This window comes from Escherichia sp. HH26CH, from assembly GCF_009820205.1.
GTDB classification, from domain to species: Bacteria; Pseudomonadota; Gammaproteobacteria; order Enterobacterales; family Enterobacteriaceae; genus Escherichia; species Escherichia coli_F.
In genome coordinates, this window is sequence record NZ_VNXM01000066.1 from 227,506 (window position 1) to 246,290 (window position 18,785).

General features: G+C 52.0%; 14 protein-coding genes. 6 read left to right on the forward strand and 8 right to left on the reverse strand.

The genetic code is table 11. From position 1 onward, the window contains the following. Positions 1-58: 58 nt before the first annotated feature. The 3 genes from FQ015_RS22160 to glsA form a co-directional block, all read right to left on the reverse strand. Entirely contained in the window at positions 59-1,414 is a 1,356-nt protein-coding gene (locus tag FQ015_RS22160; protein ID WP_160524508.1) for a TolC family outer membrane protein, read from the reverse strand. A 337-nt stretch (positions 1,415-1,751) separates the two neighbouring features. Beyond that, positions 1,752-3,044, reverse strand: coding sequence for an APC family permease (locus FQ015_RS22165; protein ID WP_160524509.1), 1,293 nt, complete (start codon positions 3,042-3,044; stop codon positions 1,752-1,754). Positions 3,045-3,046: 2 nt separating this feature from the next. After that, a complete protein-coding gene (glsA, locus tag FQ015_RS22170; RefSeq protein WP_160524510.1) occupies positions 3,047-3,979 on the reverse strand; it encodes a glutaminase A in 933 nt (310 codons plus the stop codon). A gap of 261 nt (positions 3,980-4,240) precedes the next feature. Here glsA and copA point away from each other — a divergent pair, with 261 nt between their 5' ends. The 3 genes from copA to ybaK all read left to right on the forward strand — a co-directional run bounded on the left by copA (position 4,241) and on the right by ybaK (position 8,547). Then, on the forward strand, positions 4,241-6,745 hold the full coding sequence (gene copA / locus FQ015_RS22175; protein WP_160524511.1) for a copper-exporting P-type ATPase CopA: 2,505 nt from the start codon (positions 4,241-4,243) through the stop codon (positions 6,743-6,745). 324 nt (positions 6,746-7,069) lie between these two features. Continuing rightward, a complete protein-coding gene (locus FQ015_RS22180) occupies positions 7,070-7,864 on the forward strand; it encodes a TraB/GumN family protein (RefSeq protein WP_160524512.1) in 795 nt (264 codons plus the stop codon). Between the two features lie 203 nt (positions 7,865-8,067). Then, entirely contained in the window at positions 8,068-8,547 is a 480-nt protein-coding gene (gene ybaK / locus FQ015_RS22185; protein ID WP_000186628.1) for a Cys-tRNA(Pro)/Cys-tRNA(Cys) deacylase YbaK, read from the forward strand. Positions 8,548-8,583: 36 nt separating this feature from the next. On the opposite strand, the gene ushA is transcribed toward ybaK, so the two are convergent. After that, entirely contained in the window at positions 8,584-10,236 is a 1,653-nt protein-coding gene (gene ushA / locus FQ015_RS22190) for a bifunctional UDP-sugar hydrolase/5'-nucleotidase (protein ID WP_160524513.1), read from the reverse strand. A gap of 217 nt (positions 10,237-10,453) precedes the next feature. Here ushA and fsr point away from each other — a divergent pair, with 217 nt between their 5' ends. Together fsr and ybaL are read left to right on the forward strand one after the other, a co-directional pair. After that, positions 10,454-11,674 carry a fosmidomycin MFS transporter gene (fsr, locus tag FQ015_RS22195; RefSeq protein ID WP_001251634.1) on the forward strand — a complete coding sequence of 407 codons (1,221 nt, stop codon included), beginning with the start codon at positions 10,454-10,456 and terminating at the stop codon, positions 11,672-11,674. Between the two features lie 237 nt (positions 11,675-11,911). Continuing rightward, positions 11,912-13,588, forward strand: coding sequence for a YbaL family putative K(+) efflux transporter (gene ybaL, locus FQ015_RS22200; RefSeq protein ID WP_000546224.1), 1,677 nt, complete (start codon positions 11,912-11,914; stop codon positions 13,586-13,588). Between the two features lie 208 nt (positions 13,589-13,796). On the opposite strand, the gene gsk is transcribed toward ybaL, so the two are convergent. Next, the gene (gsk, locus tag FQ015_RS22205) at positions 13,797-15,101 is read right to left on the reverse strand and encodes an inosine/guanosine kinase (RefSeq protein WP_000671574.1); all 1,305 of its coding nucleotides are present in this window, start codon (positions 15,099-15,101) and stop codon (positions 13,797-13,799) included. A 151-nt stretch (positions 15,102-15,252) separates the two neighbouring features. Between gsk and aes the strand changes: the two genes are divergently transcribed. Beyond that, on the forward strand, positions 15,253-16,212 hold the full coding sequence (gene aes / locus FQ015_RS22210) for an acetyl esterase (protein WP_160524514.1): 960 nt from the start codon (positions 15,253-15,255) through the stop codon (positions 16,210-16,212). Here the strand turns inward: aes and hemH are convergent. From hemH to adk, 3 genes are all read right to left on the reverse strand, one after another. Beyond that, entirely contained in the window at positions 16,209-17,171 is a 963-nt protein-coding gene (gene hemH / locus FQ015_RS22215; RefSeq protein ID WP_160524515.1) for a ferrochelatase, read from the reverse strand. The genes aes and hemH overlap by 4 nt on opposite strands. Before the next feature lie 151 nt (positions 17,172-17,322). Further along, the gene (locus FQ015_RS22220; protein WP_160524516.1) at positions 17,323-17,826 is read right to left on the reverse strand and encodes a hypothetical protein; all 504 of its coding nucleotides are present in this window, start codon (positions 17,824-17,826) and stop codon (positions 17,323-17,325) included. A 181-nt stretch (positions 17,827-18,007) separates the two neighbouring features. Continuing rightward, entirely contained in the window at positions 18,008-18,652 is a 645-nt protein-coding gene (adk, locus tag FQ015_RS22225) for an adenylate kinase (RefSeq protein ID WP_001220233.1), read from the reverse strand. Positions 18,653-18,785: the final 133 nt, after the last annotated feature.

Genomic DNA, 18,785 nt, shown 5'->3' on the forward strand with positions numbered 1-18,785 from the left:
AATAAGACAAAGGTAATCACTTAACAACGATGCATACCTGATATTAATAATGGCAGGATTATTTTAAGTCGGGTAAGTCGTTGTATAAGCCCTGTTTAATTCCCGCTAATGGAATAAGGTTATTAACCGCAGCGGCATAATTCACTGCGGCGACCCAGCCATCATAATTGGCATTTATTTCAGCCGATTGCGCCTGAAAGACATCTTGCTCGACGGTTAATAGATCATTCAGGCTGCGTTTGCCCAATTTATATTCATTTTGGTACACATCTCGCGTTTTGTGCGCACTTTCAGATTGTGCTAAACCGGCTTCTTCGCGACCCCGTGCGCCGGTCCAGTTCGCATATGCCACAGACGCTCGTTGCAGCACATCCAGTTTTGCCTGTTCGACCTGAGAGGCAGAGATTTTTTGTTGCCCTTCAGCCTGTTGCACCTGGGCTGAAACCGCGCCGCCCTGATACAGCGGCGCGTTAACGTTTAGTTGTAACTGGTCGTCCCAGTACGAGCAGTCGCTGGTCTGGTAGCGCGTTTTGCCGCCCTGAATACTGAGCGTCGGCCAGTATTGCGATTTGGTTTTCTCCACGCCGTACTGGGCAGACTGGCGTAAGTTTTCTGCCGCAAGCACCAGCGGGATGGACTGGTAATCAATATTTTTCAACGATACCGGCTGCTCGGCTAATTCAGCAGGTGGCGCGGCTATCGCCTCCGGTTGGACGCCAGTGAGCACCGCCAGTTGCGCTTTGGCGCTCGCCATCTGCGCCTGATATTGCTCCAGCGTCGAGCGCATTCCCGCTATACGCGTCTGGGCCTGCAATTCATCTGACGATGAGTTCAGACCAGCGTTAGCGCGCAGCGCCGCCATGTTGTAGACGTTTTCCAGCGAGTGGATATTGCGTTGAGCCGCATCGCACAACGCCTGATAACGACTGACCTCCATATAGGCAGTCGCCGTTTTTTCGGCAACATCGGTTAAAGTTGCCATCAATTTAAAGCGGTAGCTGTCACGAGCGGCGGTTTGCAGTTTGATATCGTTATCTGTTTTACCGAAGTCATACACCAGCTGTGTCAGGGTTATGCCATACGAAACGTTGTTATCAAGCCTGCCGCTGGAGTCCGTTTGCCGTGACGGCCCCGCGTTGCCGGTTAATCCAACGTGCGGATACCAGGCACTTTTGGCTTCATCAATTTGCGCTTCGCCAATACCTATCTGCGCCGCCTGTTGAGTGACGTCGGGATTTCGCGCAAAGGCGCGTAATATACTTTCCTGTAAAGATAATCGGGCAACTGGCGTTACCGCTGGGGCGTTCGCCCATTGTGGCAGCGGTGCAGCAATTGTAGCTTCTCCCATCACCATAAAACTTATTAAAAAAATAAACCCATTATTTTTACGGCTTTTAAACTGGAATCGCGCCATAGATAAGTCACTTCCTTCCAGGTCATTATTTTAACTGGTTTTTATAACCAGTCTCATTTTATTAAGAAGGGTAATAACTTGTGCACCTCTTTTGTCGAACATTGAGATTGGAAAAGAAATGCAGTTAAAAAGCTTATACGTTATTTATTTAGAATACACTACGACTTTTAGATTACCATCATACGCATTAAGAATAATCCACAGCAATAAGTGATTAGCATCACAGATTTATCGCGTATATATCATTTTTTTGTGACTTATTTATTAAAGGAATAAGAAAGGAAATTTGAATTAAAGACAAAGGCGCAGTACAGAAAGTACTGCGCCCAGAGAGGTTTTATACGGCTTTATTGCGCTTCATGACCATTGCCACAATAAGGCTGAGTAAGAGCGCGCCAATAATCCATACCAGAGCACGACTGCCCTGGGACCACAGACTGTAGATGAAGCCAACGATCACCAACAACATAACCAACGTACCAACGATAAGAATCGGCAACGAGGCGTGAATATCATGACGCAGGCGGATCGCCACCACAAACACCGCCAGATAGCAGATCAAAAAGGTGGCACTGGCAACGCTGGCGAGTGAGCCTAAATTCAGCGCCGCCGTCATCAGCATAATCAACACCACGACGATGATGTTACCCCAGGTACTCTGCCGCCACAGAGGTTTATTCATTAGCTTCGGCAGTTCGCGTTCGCTTCCCATGTTGTCCATGATGTTAAACACGGCGAACAGGTTCGCGTTTATGGCTGAAGCCGTCGCCAGTAAAGCGCCGATGACAACGATCACATAACCCACATGCCCGAGCAGCGGAGAAGCTGCCTGCGCTACGGCGGTATCGGCATATTTTTCTAACTCTAATGCCGATACATCGCTAAGCAGTACCAGCGCCAGCGAGATATAAAGCAACGTGGTAACGCCAATCGCCACCAGAAACGCCCGTGGCATAATGACCGCCGGATCTTTCACTTTATCCGCCGCGTTCGCCATCATGCCAAAGCCCGCATAGGCAAGGAAGGTTATCCCGATACAGGAGAAGAACGCACCGGAGCTGGGAGGCGCAGAGACGGAAATATGCGCCGGTTGTAGCGACCAGACACCGGCAATAATCAGCAATAACAGGATCATCATTTTAATGCCGACGAGGATCACTTCCAGCCGCCCTACCGCATGGTTGCTTAAGGAGTTGAAAAGCGTCATCACCGCAATGATCCCCAACGCGTAGAGCAAAATAAGGTGCTCCTCCTGGCTGCCTTCATGCAAAAACTGCACGGCATAAGCGCCAAAAGCACGGGCGACCATGGCGATACTCACCGCCAGCGTCAACAGGTACAGTAACGAGAGCGCCAGCGAAAAGACGCCGTTGCCTAATCCGCGACGAAAGAAGTCGATAATACCGCCATTGCTGGGATAGCTCGCCCCCAGGCGCGCATAGGCATAACCGGAAAACATCGCCACAATACCGCCAAAAGCAAAGGCGACCCAGGTCGAGGCTTCCATTAGCAACGCAGCCTGCCCCAGCAGCGCGAAGATCCCCGCCCCCACCATTGCCCCAATGCCAATGGAAACGACGTTCCATAGACCGAGGGGTTTGTTACCGTTATTACCTTCCGTGTTCATCATGATCAGCCCTTAAACACGTTATAGCCGAGTTGATTAGCGACCGATGCCACCATTTTTTGACCGCGAACACTGTTGCCTTCTTCGTCCAGTGGTGGTGAAAACGCGGCAATTCCCATCACGCCAGGGACAACCGCCAGAATACCGCCACCTACACCGCTTTTGCCCGGTAAACCAACGCGATATGCCCAGTCACCGGAGCGACCATACAGCCCTTCCATCATCATTTCGGCCAGAATGCACGGCACGTTGTCGGCCTGAAGAACGCGTTTATGCGTCAGCGGATTCACTCCGCCCGCCGCCAGCGTCGCGCCAAGCGTTGCCAGTTCAACAGTATTGATGAGCGTTGAGCACTCACGGGTGTACACGTCACAGGCTTCCATTGCATCACAATAGAGATATCCGGCGGAGTACAGCAGCCAGGCAATGGCCCGGTTATGGAAGTTGGTCGTTTGTTCCGACTGGTTGACTTCATCAGAGAGCGCTACCTGCTCACCAGCCAGTTGTTGTTGGATATGTAAAATTCGCTGCCAGCGTTGTTCGGCATTTTCAGCGTTAATCAGGCTGGTGGTGGCAATAGCGCCAGCATTTACCAGTGGCGAAAGCGGTTTGCCGCCATGCAACTCTAAGGCGATAACCGAGTTAAAGGGCAATCCGGTCGGGTCAGCGCCAATTTTGTCCTGTACCGCCTGCGGGCCGACATCTTCTAACGCGAGGGCTAACGTACAGACTTTTGAGATGGATTCCAGCGCAAAGCGGTAATCACTGTCACCCGCGCTAAAGACTTTACCATCGCAGGTCACGATAGCCACTGCCGCCAGTTGACTGGGCACATTCGCCAGAAAGGGAATGTAATCGGCATTTTGTCCGCCGTTAAGTGAGTGAAATTGGGTGTAAGCCTGATCCACTGCCTGCTGTAATGTGTTTGCATCTAACATCTTTTGTTAACTCCTTTTTATAGATGCGGGAGGGGATTCCTCACCCCGGTGCCGATTTTCAGGCATCCTGATTTAACTTAGCACCCGCGACTTAACTACAGGAAAACAAAGAGATAAATGTCTAATCCTGATGCAAATTGAGCCGATTTTTTAATCTTTACGGACTTTTACCCGCCTGGTTTATTAATTTCTTGACCTTCCCCTTGCTGGAAGGTTTAACCTTTAACACAGTCAGTCAACACTGTCTTAAAGGAGTACGTTATGTCACAAACTATCGACCTGACCCTGGACGGCCTGTCCTGCGGTCACTGCGTTAAACGCGTGAAAGAAAGTCTCGAACAGCGCCCGGACGTTGAGCAGGCGGATGTGTCTATCACTGAAGCACACGTTACCGGTACTGCCAGTGCAGAACAGCTGATCGAAACCATCAAACAAGCGGGTTATGACGCATCTGTAAGCCACCCAAAGGCTAAACCGCTGGCGGAGTCATCAATCCCGTCGGAAGCACTGACAGCGGTTTCTGAGGCGCTTCCGGCAGCAAACGCCGATGACGATGACAGTCAGCAGTTGCTGCTGAGCGGCATGAGCTGCGCCAGCTGTGTTACCCGCGTACAAAATGCGCTGCAAAGCGTACCGGGCGTCACTCAGGCACGGGTAAACCTGGCGGAGCGTACTGCGCTGGTGATGGGCAGTGCCTCCCCACAAGATTTAGTGCAGGCGGTGGAAAAAGCGGGCTACGGCGCGGAAGCGATTGAAGATGACGCTAAACGCCGCGAGCGCCAGCAGGAAACCGCCGTCGCTACCATGAAGCGCTTCCGCTGGCAGGCAATTGTCGCGCTGGCGGTAGGTATCCCGGTGATGGTCTGGGGGATGATCGGCGATAACATGATGGTCACCGCCGACAACCGCAGTCTGTGGTTAGTTATCGGCCTGATAACGCTGGCGGTAATGGTTTTCGCCGGCGGGCATTTTTACCGTAGCGCATGGAAAAGCCTGCTGAACGGTGCGGCGACAATGGATACGCTCGTGGCGCTGGGTACTGGCGTGGCGTGGCTCTATTCAATGAGCGTCAACCTGTGGCCGCAGTGGTTCCCGATGGAAGCGCGACATCTTTATTACGAAGCCAGTGCGATGATTATCGGTCTGATTAATCTCGGTCATATGCTGGAAGCGCGCGCACGTCAGCGTTCTTCAAAGGCGCTGGAGAAATTACTCGATTTAACTCCGCCGACGGCGCGCCTGGTCACTGACGAAGGTGAAAAAAGCGTGCCGCTGGCAGATGTTCAGCCTGGTATGTTACTACGCCTGACGACCGGCGATCGCGTACCAGTAGATGGTGAAATTACCCAGGGCGAAGCGTGGCTGGATGAAGCAATGCTGACGGGCGAACCTATTCCGCAGCAAAAAGGCGAAGGCGATAGCGTCCATGCAGGTACCGTGGTGCAGGACGGTAGCGTGCTGTTTCGTGCCAGTGCGGTTGGCAGCCATACTACGCTGTCACGGATCATTCGTATGGTGCGCCAGGCCCAGAGCAGTAAGCCAGAAATCGGTCAGCTGGCGGATAAAATCTCAGCCGTATTTGTGCCGGTAGTGGTGGTGATTGCGCTGGTCAGTGCGGCAATCTGGTACTTCTTTGGTCCGGCACCGCAAATTGTTTATACCCTGGTGATTGCCACTACGGTACTGATTATCGCCTGCCCGTGTGCGCTGGGGCTGGCAACGCCAATGTCGATTATTTCCGGCGTCGGGCGTGCGGCTGAATTTGGCGTGCTGGTACGGGACGCTGACGCGCTGCAGCGCGCCAGTACGCTCGACACCGTAGTGTTCGATAAAACCGGGACGCTGACCGAAGGGAAGCCGCAGGTTGTCGCAGTAAAAACATTTGCTGATGTTGATGAAGCGCAAGCATTGCGTCTGGCGGCGGCACTGGAACAAGGTTCCAGCCATCCGCTGGCACGGGCGATCCTCGATAAAGCAGGCGATATGCAGCTGCCGCAGGTCAACGGCTTCCGTACATTGCGTGGGCTGGGCGTGAGCGGTGAAGCAGAAGGTCATGCGTTGTTGCTGGGTAATCAGGCGCTGTTAAATGACCAGCAAGTCGATACTAAAGCGATTGAAGCAGATATTTCAGCCCAGGCATCGCAAGGGGCAACGCCTGTGCTGCTGGCGGTTGACGGGAAAGCGGTGGCCTTGCTGGCGGTGCGCGATCCATTGCGTAGTGATAGCGTGGCGGCGCTGCAACGTCTGCATAAAGCGGGATATCGTCTGGTGATGCTAACCGGGGATAACCCGACCACCGCCAATGCGATCGCCAAAGAAGCAGGGATTGATGAGGTGATAGCCGGCGTGCTGCCAGACGGTAAAGCCGAAGCGATCAAACGTCTGCAAAGTGAAGGACGTCAGGTGGCAATGGTGGGCGACGGCATTAACGACGCGCCAGCGCTGGCTCAGGCGGATGTCGGTATTGCGATGGGTGGCGGCAGTGATGTTGCCATTGAAACCGCGGCGATTACCCTGATGCGCCATAGCCTGATGGGTGTTGCGGATGCGCTCGCTATTTCTCGCGCAACGCTGCGCAACATGAAGCAGAACCTGCTCGGCGCGTTTATCTATAACAGTATTGGTATTCCGGTTGCCGCCGGTATTTTGTGGCCGTTCACTGGAACACTGCTTAACCCGGTGGTTGCCGGGGCAGCAATGGCGCTCTCGTCGATCACCGTAGTGAGTAACGCCAACCGGTTGCTGCGGTTTAAACCGAAGGAATAAGTATGTCATTGCGGATGCGCTGCTTTAGGGTGGCGCATCTGGCATCGACGCATGCCTGCCGGATGCGGCATAAACGCCTTATCCGGCCTACGATTCAGGCACAGGGTTGTAGGCCTGATAAGACGCGTAAGCGTCGCATCAGGCAATGGTGCTCGGATGCCGGATGCCGGATGCCGGATGCTGGATGCCGGATGCGGCGATGTTTTGGCCTTACGCGACCTTTTTGCACGTTTTCCCCGGCGTGCCAAATATTTAATCCGTCCCAACTCCATTTGCGCCATCCCTCCCCGCGCGCTAGCATAATATTTCACAAAGGGAGGTCGTATGGATCTGTTGTACCGGGTAAAAACGCTTTGGGCCGCGCTGCGCGGTAATCATTACACCTGGCCTGCTATCGATATCTCTCTTCCCGGCAATCGCCATTTTCATCTGATTGGCAGTATTCATATGGGCAGCCACGATATGGCTCCCCTGCCCACCCGTTTGATCAAAAAGCTCAAAAACGCCGATGCGCTGATCGTCGAGGCGGATGTTTCCACCAGCGATACGCCTTTTGCCAATTTGCCTGCCTGCGAGGCGCTGGAAGAGCGTATTAGCGAGGAGCAATTACAAAATCTGCAGCACATTAGCCAGGAGATGGGTATTTCTCCGTCGCTCTTTTCTACCCAACCGCTGTGGCAAATCGCGATGGTTCTTCAGGCGACGCAGGCACAAAAACTGGGGCTGCGGGCAGAATACGGTATCGATTACCAGCTATTGCAGGCGGCGAAGCAACAACATAAACCCGTGATTGAACTGGAAGGGGCAGAAAACCAGATTGCCATGTTGCTCCAGCTCCCTGACAAAGGACTGGCGCTGCTGGACGATACGCTGACCCACTGGCACACCAATGCACGGTTGCTGCAACAAATGATGAGCTGGTGGCTGAATGCGCCGCCGCAAAATAATGAAATAACGCTGCCCAATACGTTCAGTCAGTCGCTGTACGATGTGCTGATGCATCAGCGAAATCTCGCCTGGCGGGACAAATTACGCGCCATGCCGCCGGGACGCTATGTGGTCGCGGTCGGTGCACTACACCTGTATGGAGAAGGGAATTTGCCACAAATGTTGCGCTAAAAAAATGGCCAATATCGCTATTGGCCCGTCAAAGAGGAATTTCATTTTTTTATTATTATGCCGTCACTTTAAGCGACGGTGTAACTCGATTGTCGCTCAATCTCACCATCCTGCCAATACTCTTAGGCAAGATGACTCTTTTTTTTGGACCGCCATCAGGCGTATGCTTGCTTCGTTTTTTTGTTTAAGGCAGGAAAATTACCATGACACCCGCAGTTAAATTACTCGAAAAAAACAAGATTTCGTTTCAAATCCATACCTACGAGCACGATCCGGCTGAAACCAATTTTGGCGATGAAGTCGTCAAAAAATTAGGTTTGAATCCGGATCAGGTCTACAAAACGCTGCTGGTGGCAGTGAACGGTGATATGAAACATCTGGCAGTGGCCGTTACGCCGGTCGCAGGTCAACTGGATCTTAAAAAAGTAGCAAAGGCGTTGGGTGCCAAGAAAGTTGAGATGGCCGATCCGATGGTTGCGCAGCGTTCGACGGGGTATCTGGTTGGGGGGATTAGCCCACTGGGGCAGAAAAAACGCCTGCCGACGATTATCGACGCCCCCGCGCAAGAGTTTGCCACTATTTTTGTTTCTGGCGGCAAGCGCGGGCTGGACATCGAACTGGCGGCAAGCGACCTGGCGAAGATCCTCGATGCCAAATTTGCTGATATCGCTCGTCGCGATTAAGCATTGTGCCGGATGCGAACATCCGGCACTTTCGGGTTACTGCCAGCTCACCTCACCTTTCGGTTCATAGACACTCACATCCAGCGGCGAGTTTTTCTGGATATACGCTTTCAGCACTTCAGCATCAATAAAGCCGGTATTCACATAGCCCGGTTTGTTATCCAGACGCGGATAGCCATCACCGCCAGTGGCATTGAAGTTTAATGTCGCCATACGGTAAGTTTTCGCCGGATCGACCGGTTCGCCTTTGATTTTCAGGTCGTTCAGTTTGCCGTCTTTCGCCACAAAGCTAATGTTGGCAAATTGCGGATAGGCACCAGAATCAGGCTTCATTTGTGCGACGGCGGTCAGGTAATCAATCACCTCTTTACCGGTCATGTCGGCATACACCACCACATTGCCGAATGGCTGCACTTTCAGCACATTTTTATAGCTGATATCACCTGCTTCGATAGAATCACGAATTCCGCCTCCGCTCATCACCGCAAAGTCGGCACCAGTGCGATCCATTTGTGCTGCCAGAATCAACCGCCCCATATTGGTCTGTACAAAACGCACTTTGCTGCGGTCGCCTTCCAGACGACCATTGGTTTCGCCTATTTTCACTTCCAGCTGCGCTTTGCCTTTGTTCTGGAACGGTGATAACAGCGAAATCATTTGCTGGTTTTCGGCGATTTCAGGGGTGTAAAGCACACGCTCGCTTTTCCCGTCTTCCCAGGTCACTTTCTTCTTCAGGTTTACCGGAATCAACTGGTAGTTGACCATTTTCATTTCGCCGTTGCGAAACTCAAAGTCGGCCCGACCAACGTACTTGCCCCACTCATGCGCCTGTACAATCCAGATGCCATTTTGTTGATCCGGTTTGCATGGCGTACCAGGAACGTAATCGACCTGTTTTTTATTTTCTACCGCCATACAGACTGGATCTTGCGAGTGACCTCCGACGATCATCGCCAGCGATCCGGCAGGCAGCGCGCGTGCCATCTCCACATCGCCCGGTGCGTTAGAGCCGTGCTCACCATTGTCGTAATGCCCCATATGGGTTGCCGCGATAATAATGTCTGGCTTTTCTGTCTGTTGCAGCTCCTGAATCACCAGCTTCGCTTCATCAGCGGGCTTACGAAATTCGATATCAGTGAAGTATTCCGGGTTACCAATTTTGGCTGTGTCATCGGTTGTCAGCCCAATAACGGCAATTTTCAGATCCTGACGCTTAAACAGCGCCCATGGTTTAAACAGGCGCTCGCCGGTACTTTTCTGGTAGATATTGGCGGAAAGCAACGGGAACTTAGCCCACTTTTCCTGCTGGCGTAATACGGTGAGCGGGTTATCAAATTCATGATTACCGATCGCCATTGCATCATAGCCCACCAGATTCATACCGCGAAAATCAGGTTCGGCATCCTGTAAGTCGGACTCGGGCACGCCAGTATTAATGTCGCCACCGGAAAGTAGCAGCACGCTACCACCTTCAGCCGCAACCTCTTTGCGAATACCGTCCACCAGCGTTTTTTGCGCCGCCAGACCATATTCGCCATATTCATTACGCCAGAAATGACCATGATGATCATTGGTATGCAGAACTGTAATTTTGTAGGTTTTATCCTGCTCATAAGCCAGAGCAGTTTCACTCGCCAGTGTAAATGTGGTTAACAGTGCTAACGCCACGCCCCGCTGCAATAATTTCATACTTCTCTCCCTGATCAGATTTCAACGTGTTGAAAAATAGTATGACGCGACATCATAGACAAGTCTGCGTCCGGTGAAGATAAATCTGTATCCAGATTAGAAATTCTGTATTCAGCGTTGAGACTTCCTTCAGGCGGCGCATACAGGTATGTTAGTCGGGTAATAATCACAAATAAGATCATTCTTTACATCGCAACCCTGAAAAAGTGACTTTCCTATGGCAATGAGTGAACAAACCCAGCCAGTGGCGGGCGCTGCTGCGTCAACGACCAAGGCCCGAACATCGTTTGGTATTTTAGGTGCTATCAGCCTCTCACATCTGCTGAACGACATGATCCAATCGCTGATTCTGGCGATTTATCCCCTGCTTCAGTCAGAATTTTCTCTGACATTTATGCAAATTGGCATGATAACCCTCACCTTCCAGCTCGCCTCTTCACTATTGCAACCTGTGGTCGGCTACTGGACGGATAAATATCCGATGCCGTGGTCGTTGCCGATTGGCATGTGCTTTACCTTAAGCGGTCTGGTGCTGCTGGCGCTGGCGGGCAGTTTTGGCGCAGTTCTGCTGGCGGCGGCGTTGGTCGGCACTGGTTCGTCGGTCTTTCACCCGGAATCTTCTCGCGTGGCCCGTATGGCTTCCGGCGGGCGGCATGGCCTGGCGCAATCTATCTTTCAGGTCGGCGGCAACTTTGGCAGCTCCCTGGGCCCCTTGCTGGCGGCGGTGATTATCGCGCCTTATGGTAAAGGCAACGTTGCCTGGTTTGTGCTTGCGGCACTGCTGGCGATCGTGGTGTTGGCGCAAATCAGCCGTTGGTACTCGGCACAGCACCGAATGAATAAAGGAAAACCCAAAGCGACGATTATCAATCCACTGCCGCGCAACAAAGTGGTACTGGCGGTCAGCATTCTGTTAATCCTGATTTTCTCGAAATATTTCTATATGGCGAGCATCAGTAGCTATTACACCTTTTATCTGATGCAAAAATTCGGATTATCTATCCAGAATGCCCAGCTTCATCTGTTTGCATTCCTGTTTGCCGTTGCGGCAGGTACGGTGATCGGCGGGCCTGTAGGGGATAAAATTGGACGGAAATATGTGATTTGGGGCTCTATCCTCGGCGTTGCGCCGTTTACGCTGATTTTACCCTACGCCAGCCTGCACTGGACGGGGGTTTTAACGGTGATTATTGGATTTATCCTCGCTTCGGCATTCTCTGCCATTCTGGTCTACGCTCAGGAGCTGCTTCCGGGACGTATCGGTATGGTTTCTGGACTCTTTTTCGGTTTTGCTTTCGGCATGGGAGGTCTGGGAGCGGCAGTTCTGGGGCTTATCGCCGACCATACCAGCATCGAGTTAGTCTATAAAATCTGTGCTTTCCTGCCACTATTGGGGATGTTGACCATATTCCTGCCTGATAACCGGCATAAAGACTGATTTCATTGCAGCCAAAGGCAAACTTTGGCTGCATCGTTTTACAGTCGCCATAAGCCTTTCCTCTGTTAAACCGCCTTCTGTTTTCCGATCCGTGCTTTTTTTGCAGCTAATTCCATTTTTCTGCAAAATTCAACAATTATTCATAAACATCATCAATGAAATTGTCATAAACTATTACCTGTAATTTTGGTTTTCCCGGCCAAAAATGGACAATAACCACCAGGAAAAGGAGACGGAATGCATCACGCCACCCCGCTTATCACCACCATTGTTGGCGGCCTTGTGCTCGCCTTTATCCTCGGCATGCTGGCCAATAAACTACGTATTTCTCCTCTGGTGGGATATCTGTTAGCGGGTGTGCTGGCAGGACCATTCACTCCGGGCTTTGTTGCCGATACCAAGCTCGCGCCGGAACTGGCGGAGCTGGGCGTTATTCTGCTGATGTTCGGCGTCGGTTTGCACTTTTCGCTGAAGGATTTGATGGCGGTAAAGGCCATCGCCATTCCCGGCGCGATCGCCCAGATAGCCGTGGCGACGCTGCTGGGTATGGCGCTCTCCGCCGTGCTGGGCTGGTCGTTAATGACCGGTATCGTGTTCGGTTTATGTCTTTCCACCGCCAGTACCGTGGTGTTACTGCGCGCACTTGAAGAACGGCAATTAATAGACAGCCAGCGTGGGCAAATCGCCATCGGTTGGTTGATTGTGGAAGACCTGGTCATGGTTCTGACGCTGGTATTGCTGCCCGCAGTAGCAGGAATGATGGAACAGGGTGATGTGGGCTTTGCGACGCTGGCCGTTGATATGGGAATCACCATTGGCAAGGTGATCGCATTTATCGCCATTATGATGCTGGTAGGTCGCCGTCTGGTGCCGTGGATTATGGCACGCAGCGCGGCAACCGGTTCCCGCGAGCTGTTTACCCTGTCGGTGCTGGCGCTGGCGTTAGGGATTGCCTTTGGCGCGGTGGAACTGTTTGACGTCTCCTTTGCGCTGGGCGCGTTCTTCGCCGGGATGGTACTGAACGAGTCTGAACTGAGTCACCGTGCTGCCCACGATACGCTGCCATTGCGCGACGCGTTTGCGGTGCTGTTTTTTGTCTCCGTCGGAATGCTGTTTGATCCGTTAATTCTGATTCAGCAACCACTGGCGGTGCTAGCGACGCTGGCGATTATTCTGTTTGGTAAGTCATTAGCCGCGTTTTTCCTGGTGCGACTGTTTGGTCACTCTCAACGTACGGCATTAACTATCGCCGCCAGCCTGGCGCAAATTGGTGAGTTCGCTTTTATCCTGGCGGGGCTGGGGATGGCGCTGGATCTGTTGCCGCAGGCCGGACAAAACCTGGTGCTGGCAGGGGCGATTTTGTCGATTATGCTCAACCCGGTGCTGTTCGCGCTGCTGGAGAAATATCTGGCGAAGACCGAAACGCTGGAAGAGCAGACGCTGGAAGAAGCTATCGAAGAGGAGAAGCAGATTCCGGTGGATATCTGCAACCATGCGCTGCTGGTAGGTTATGGTCGTGTGGGCAGCCTGCTGGGGGAGAAGTTGCTCGCATCTGATATTCCTTTAGTGGTGATTGAGACGTCACGTACTCGCGTCGATGAACTGCGCGAGCGCGGGGTCCGGGCGGTATTAGGCAACGCGGCGAATGAAGAAATTATGCAACTAGCGCATCTGGAATGCGCAAAATGGCTGATCCTGACGATTCCCAATGGTTACGAAGCAGGCGAGATTGTGGCGTCTGCTCGCGCGAAAAACCCGGATATTGAGATTATCGCCCGCGCCCATTATGACGACGAGGTAGCATATATTACCGAGCGCGGGGCGAATCAGGTGGTAATGGGCGAGCGTGAAATCGCCCGTACTATGCTGGAACTGCTGGAAACGCCACCGGCGGGTGAAGTGGTGACGGGGTAAGACATTGATTTCATTGCCGGATGCGATGCTGGCGCATCTTATCCGGCCTACAGGTGCCACCTTCCGAAGGTCGGATAAGGCGTTTATGTCGCATCCGACTGTCATTGCCGGATGCGATGTTGACACATCTTATCCAGCCTACAGGGGCCATCTTTCGTAGGTCGGATAAGGCGTTTATGCCGCATCCGACTGTCATCAGTCCGATAACTTAACGATCCCAGTAAGACTCTTCCAGACTGTCTTCACGCTCCGGTAAGCCGCGCGTTAAACGAGGTGAATGCTGGTTCAGTACCTGATAGCTCACACGGTTAGCATATTTACACACCTGCGCTAATGACGAATACGTCAACCAGGTGAATTTATGTTTGCTGGAGTTTGGTACGTTGCTACGGTGGTAGCTGTTGGCGGTAATGTCATGCAGCAATGCTGCCAGTGCGCCATCCCCCGCTCCGTTAGTGTTCATGATTTTTTCCGGCCCACCCATATAAGGCGCAATGTGAGAATAGACGCGCAGCGGGTTCTGGCAATCTTTATGGCGCATGGCGCGGCTAAACTCATACTGGTTAAATTCCGCGATAGCGCCCGGCAGCAGCGGATGCTGGGTTTTACGTTTCGCTTCGTCTTCAGTAAAGCCCGCCATATACAAGCCGATTGGCCCGGCGGTGCACAGCACCAGATCAACCCAGTCCAGCGCCTTGTCAGATGCCAACAACGGATCGCTTTCTCCGGTCAACGCTTCGGCCTCATCTTCGTTCATCGCAAGGATAGAGACGTGATCTTTGAGGAATTGCTGCCACCACTGCGGATTCTCGGCAATGACAAACTTGGTGCCCAGCGTCAGCACCACCGGTACGTTATATTTCTTCGCGTACTCAATGGCTTTCATGGTTGCTTCCGGCATGGGTTCACCCGGCTTACAACGCACCAGATAAGAAGTGAGAACCAGTGCCGAGGCTCCGGCAATCACATCTTCCGGAATACTTTCAGCCCGCAGCTGGTTCATGTGGCCAGGGCTGATAGCAAATGTACGTTCCCCGGACTCGCCAATCAGGGTAAAGCAGCGACCAATCGGGCCGTCCACGCCTTGCAGATAGTTAAGATCGGTACGGCTGGAGGTGTTACACAGGTAACGATAGGCATAGCTGCCAATTTCAATATTGCTGCACATGACGCCCAGCAGCACCGAACGGTCGTCCGCGAGCACCGAGTAGTTGTGCATGGTGTTACCAATGGTGCCACCTGCAAACTGATGAGTAATCAGGTTTTTCTGTTTCAGCTCCTGATAAAGTGCTTCGGCAACATCATCCTCAATCACCAGTGAATGCCCGGCGCTTAATCCATAACGCTCAATGAACTCATCATCCACTTTCGCTTCAATATCGACCAGCGTTTGATCGATACCCACTACCCAGGCAGCGCTGGTTTCGTTTTCTGGCTGGAATTGCTGAAGCAGCGGATCGCGTGCGTTTACGGGAAAATAATGTTTGGATTTACGTTTGCCGGGAAATTTCATGGTTGTTTTTACGGGTGGTTAACTGAGCGGCGAATGTTAACACAATCTGACGGGAGCGCGCGAGACGCAGCCAGTTTCAATATCAGCAGGCGGGATCGCATTTTCATGGCAGTGGTTCCTTACAATGACGTAATTTGAAAGGAGTTTTTGCATGAAGCCGGAAAACAAATTACCCGTTCTGGACCTTATTTCTGCTGAAATGAAGACCGTTGTGAATACTCTTCAGCCGGATTTACCGCCCTGGCCCGCAACGGGAACGATTGCTGAGCAACGACAGTATTACACACTTGAGCGCCGATTCTGGAATGCGGGCGCTCCAGAAATGGCAACCAGCGCTTACATGGTTCCCACACCTTATGGTCAGGTCGAGACTCGCCTCTACTCACCCAAAAGTCACAGCCCGGCGACACTATTTTATCTGCATGGTGGTGGTTTTATTCTCGGCAATCTTGATACCCACGATCGGATTATGCGACTGCTGGCAAATTACACCCAATGTACAGTGATTGGTATTGCTTACACTCTTTCGCCGGAAGCACATTTTCCGCAGGCAATAGAGGAAATTGTGGCTGCCTGTTGCCACTTCCACCAGCAGGCAGAGGATTATCAAATCAATATGTCACGCATTGGTTTTGCTGGTGATTCTGCAGGCGCAATGCTGGCGCTCGCCGGTGCGTTGTGGTTACGTGATAAACAGATCGATTGCGGTGAAGTTGCGGGCGTTTTGCTGTGGTATGGGCTTTACGGATTACGGGATTCCGTGACTCGTCGTCTGTTGGGCGGTGTCTGGGATGGCTTAACGCAACAGGATTTACAGATGTATGAAGAGGCGTATTTAAGCCACGACACAGACCGCGAGTCGCCGTATTATTGCCTGTTTAATAATGATCTCACCCGCGAAGTACCGCCCTGCTTTATCGCTGGGGCAGAGTTCGACCCTCTGCTGGATGACAGCCGTCTGCTTTACCAGACGTTAGCGGCACATCAGCAGCCTTGTAAGTTCAAACTCTACTCAGGCACGCTGCACGCCTTTTTGCATTATTCACGGATGATGAAAACCGCCGACGATGCTCTTCGCGACGGCGCTCAGTTCTTTACCGCTCAGCTTTAGCGATACGCAGCAACAAGATTAGCCATCATTTCGATATGTTCCGGTGTAGCATTAAGCGCCGGAATATATTCGTATTTTTGACCGCCCGCACCGAGGAAGACTTCACGGTTTTGCTCGGCAATCTCTTCCAGCGTCTCCAGACAATCCGCCGCAAAGCCCGGACACATCACCTGGATATGACCGACACCTTTTTCTCCGAGCATTTTCAGTGTTTCGTCGGTATAAGGCATCAACCAGGGTTCCCGCCCAAAGCGCGACTGAAAGGTCATCATCACTTTTTCCGGTGCCATCCCCAGTGCGGAAGCCAGTTCGCGAGTCGTTGTGCGGCAACGTTGCGGATAATCATCGCCTTCATCTGCATAACGCTGGGGAATGCCATGATAAGAGAGCAGCAGCAGATCCGGTTCGCCATGTTTGGCAAAAGAAGCACGTACGCTGTTCGCCAGTGCATTAATGTAATCGTGGTTATCGGCGTAATCACGAATAAACGATATCCCCGGAATGCTACGTTTGCGCGCCAGAATGCGTGCCAGTTCATCCCATACCGCACCGACCGTTGAACAGGAGTATTGCGGATAAAGCGGCAGCACCACAATATGATCTACATGCTCTGCCAGTAGTTCATCTACGGCGCTTTCCAGTGATGGCGAGCCATAACTCATTCCCAGCGCCACGGGCATATCCGGTAAGCGTTGTGCCAGCGCCTGCTGTTGCTGGCGACTGTAAACCATCAGCGGCGAGCCGCCTTCCATCCAGACCGAGGCGTACAGCTTAGCTACGCGCGGTGAGCGCAGCGGCAAAATTACGCCGCGCAGCAACGGCCACCACAACAGCCGTGAGGTATCAACCACGCGTCTGTCGCTTAAAAATTGTTTCAGATAGCGTTTTACCGCTTCAGGTGTGGGGGCATCGGGCGTACCCAGGTTTGCCAGCAGGATACCGGTTTTAGTCTGACGCATTACCGCCTCTTATCGATTCAACTTGTTGATAATTGTAGCGGAAAAGTGAAGAAGAAGAACTAATTGCTGTGAGAGGCTAAATCAGAAAATATCATAAGGCGCTGTATCTTTAATGAGAGATTTTTGCCAGCGCCAGATTTTCCAGAAGGTGCTATTGCGTCACGGGGGTACCATTGACGTTAAGTGTATATGGCCAGATTAAATTTGATGCCCTACCACACATTGGTGTAGGCGTTCTGAAAGTGGTCCTGATCGTATACTCTCCGGCTTTCTGGGGAGTGCCTGAAAATTTTACCCACGCCTCTTCGGTCAGAGAATCTGTATTCTTTTTCAGAAACTCTGCATTTTCTTCCGTGATGGGGAAAAGTTCACCCTCTTTGTTTTTTGCCCAAAATGACATTTGTATGCCTTCAGGCAAAGTTTCAGGCTTTTCGGGACGAATGTCCGGGGCTTCATACCAACTTATGGTCGTTTTTACGACGGCTTCGTAATACTGGCCCACCTGAGCATCAGGAAGCTCTTGTTTTTCATTAACTTTATCATTACTTGTAACATGAGAAAGAGCTACACCGACGTAACACATAGGCATTTCACACCCTGTCAGCAATGACGCAAGCAATAAAATACCTGTTGGTAATAAACAGCGATAACGCATATTTACGTCCTTGTTAAAGGCCGGAAGCGTATCCAGCCTCCAGTTGCTGGCAAAGTGCGCTTTGTTCATGCCGGATGCGGCGCGAACGCCTTATCCGGCCTACAAACTGACAAGTTTGTAGGCCTGTTCCCCTCACCCTCTCCCCGAAGGAGCGAAGGGACTGTCCGTGCGCGCTTTCGAATTAGCCGAGGATTTTTTCCAGATCAGCGCGAACTTCAGCAACCGGTTTGGTGCCGTCAACTTTCGCGTATTTGGTGTTACCCGCTTCCGCTTCTTTGGAGTAGTAGCCGATCAGCGGTGCAGTCATCTGATGGTATTCAACCAGACGTTTACGCACGGTTTCTTCCTGATCGTCTTTACGGGTAGTCAGTTCTTCACCGGTAACGTCGTCTTTGCCTTCTACTTTCGGCGGATTGAATTTAACGTGATATACACGACCAGACGGCGCGTGAACGCGGCGGCCTACGATACGGTCAACAATCAGTTCGTCCGGTACGTCGAATTCCAGAACGTAATCAACGTTGATGCCCGCTTCTTTCATCGCGTCTGCCTGCGGAATGGTACGCGGGAAGCCATCCAACAGGAAACCATTACGGCAGTCTTCCTGAGCAATACGCTCTTTAACCAGCGCGATCACCAGCTCGTCGGTAACCAATTTGCCAGCATCCATAATGTCTTTTGCTTGTTTACCCAGCTCGGAGCCAGATTTGACCGCAGCACGCAGCATATCGCCAGTGGAGATTTGCGGAATACCATATTTCTCCATGATGAACTGAGCCTGAGTCCCTTTCCCCGCGCCCGGAGCGCCAAGCAGAATGATACGCATTGCGAAAATCCCCTTAAAATGTGTCGAATTTTTTGAAAAAGCGATAAACGATACCACCATCAGGCGATTGCCTCAAGAAAGGCACCTGAGGCTGAAACGGTTAATGGCGAGATAATTTGCGGAAAGGACAGAT

Bases quoted from the DNA above. Each gene is read 5' to 3' on its own strand.
- FQ015_RS22160 (WP_160524508.1), bottom strand. From the start codon at position 1,414: ATGGCGCGATTCCAGTTTAAAAGCCGTAAAAATAATGGGTTTATTTTT.
- FQ015_RS22165 (WP_160524509.1), bottom strand. From the start codon at position 3,044: ATGATGAACACGGAAGGTAATAACGGTAACAAACCCCTCGGTCTATGG.
- glsA (WP_160524510.1), bottom strand. From the start codon at position 3,979: ATGTTAGATGCAAACACATTACAGCAGGCAGTGGATCAGGCTTACACC.
- copA (WP_160524511.1), top strand. From the start codon at position 4,241: ATGTCACAAACTATCGACCTGACCCTGGACGGCCTGTCCTGCGGTCAC.
- FQ015_RS22180 (WP_160524512.1), top strand. From the start codon at position 7,070: ATGGATCTGTTGTACCGGGTAAAAACGCTTTGGGCCGCGCTGCGCGGT.
- ybaK (WP_000186628.1), top strand. From the start codon at position 8,068: ATGACACCCGCAGTTAAATTACTCGAAAAAAACAAGATTTCGTTTCAA.
- ushA (WP_160524513.1), bottom strand. From the start codon at position 10,236: ATGAAATTATTGCAGCGGGGCGTGGCGTTAGCACTGTTAACCACATTT.
- fsr (WP_001251634.1), top strand. From the start codon at position 10,454: ATGGCAATGAGTGAACAAACCCAGCCAGTGGCGGGCGCTGCTGCGTCA.
- ybaL (WP_000546224.1), top strand. From the start codon at position 11,912: ATGCATCACGCCACCCCGCTTATCACCACCATTGTTGGCGGCCTTGTG.
- gsk (WP_000671574.1), bottom strand. From the start codon at position 15,101: ATGAAATTTCCCGGCAAACGTAAATCCAAACATTATTTTCCCGTAAAC.
- aes (WP_160524514.1), top strand. From the start codon at position 15,253: ATGAAGCCGGAAAACAAATTACCCGTTCTGGACCTTATTTCTGCTGAA.
- hemH (WP_160524515.1), bottom strand. From the start codon at position 17,171: ATGCGTCAGACTAAAACCGGTATCCTGCTGGCAAACCTGGGTACGCCC.
- FQ015_RS22220 (WP_160524516.1), bottom strand. From the start codon at position 17,826: ATGCGTTATCGCTGTTTATTACCAACAGGTATTTTATTGCTTGCGTCA.
- adk (WP_001220233.1), bottom strand. From the start codon at position 18,652: ATGCGTATCATTCTGCTTGGCGCTCCGGGCGCGGGGAAAGGGACTCAG.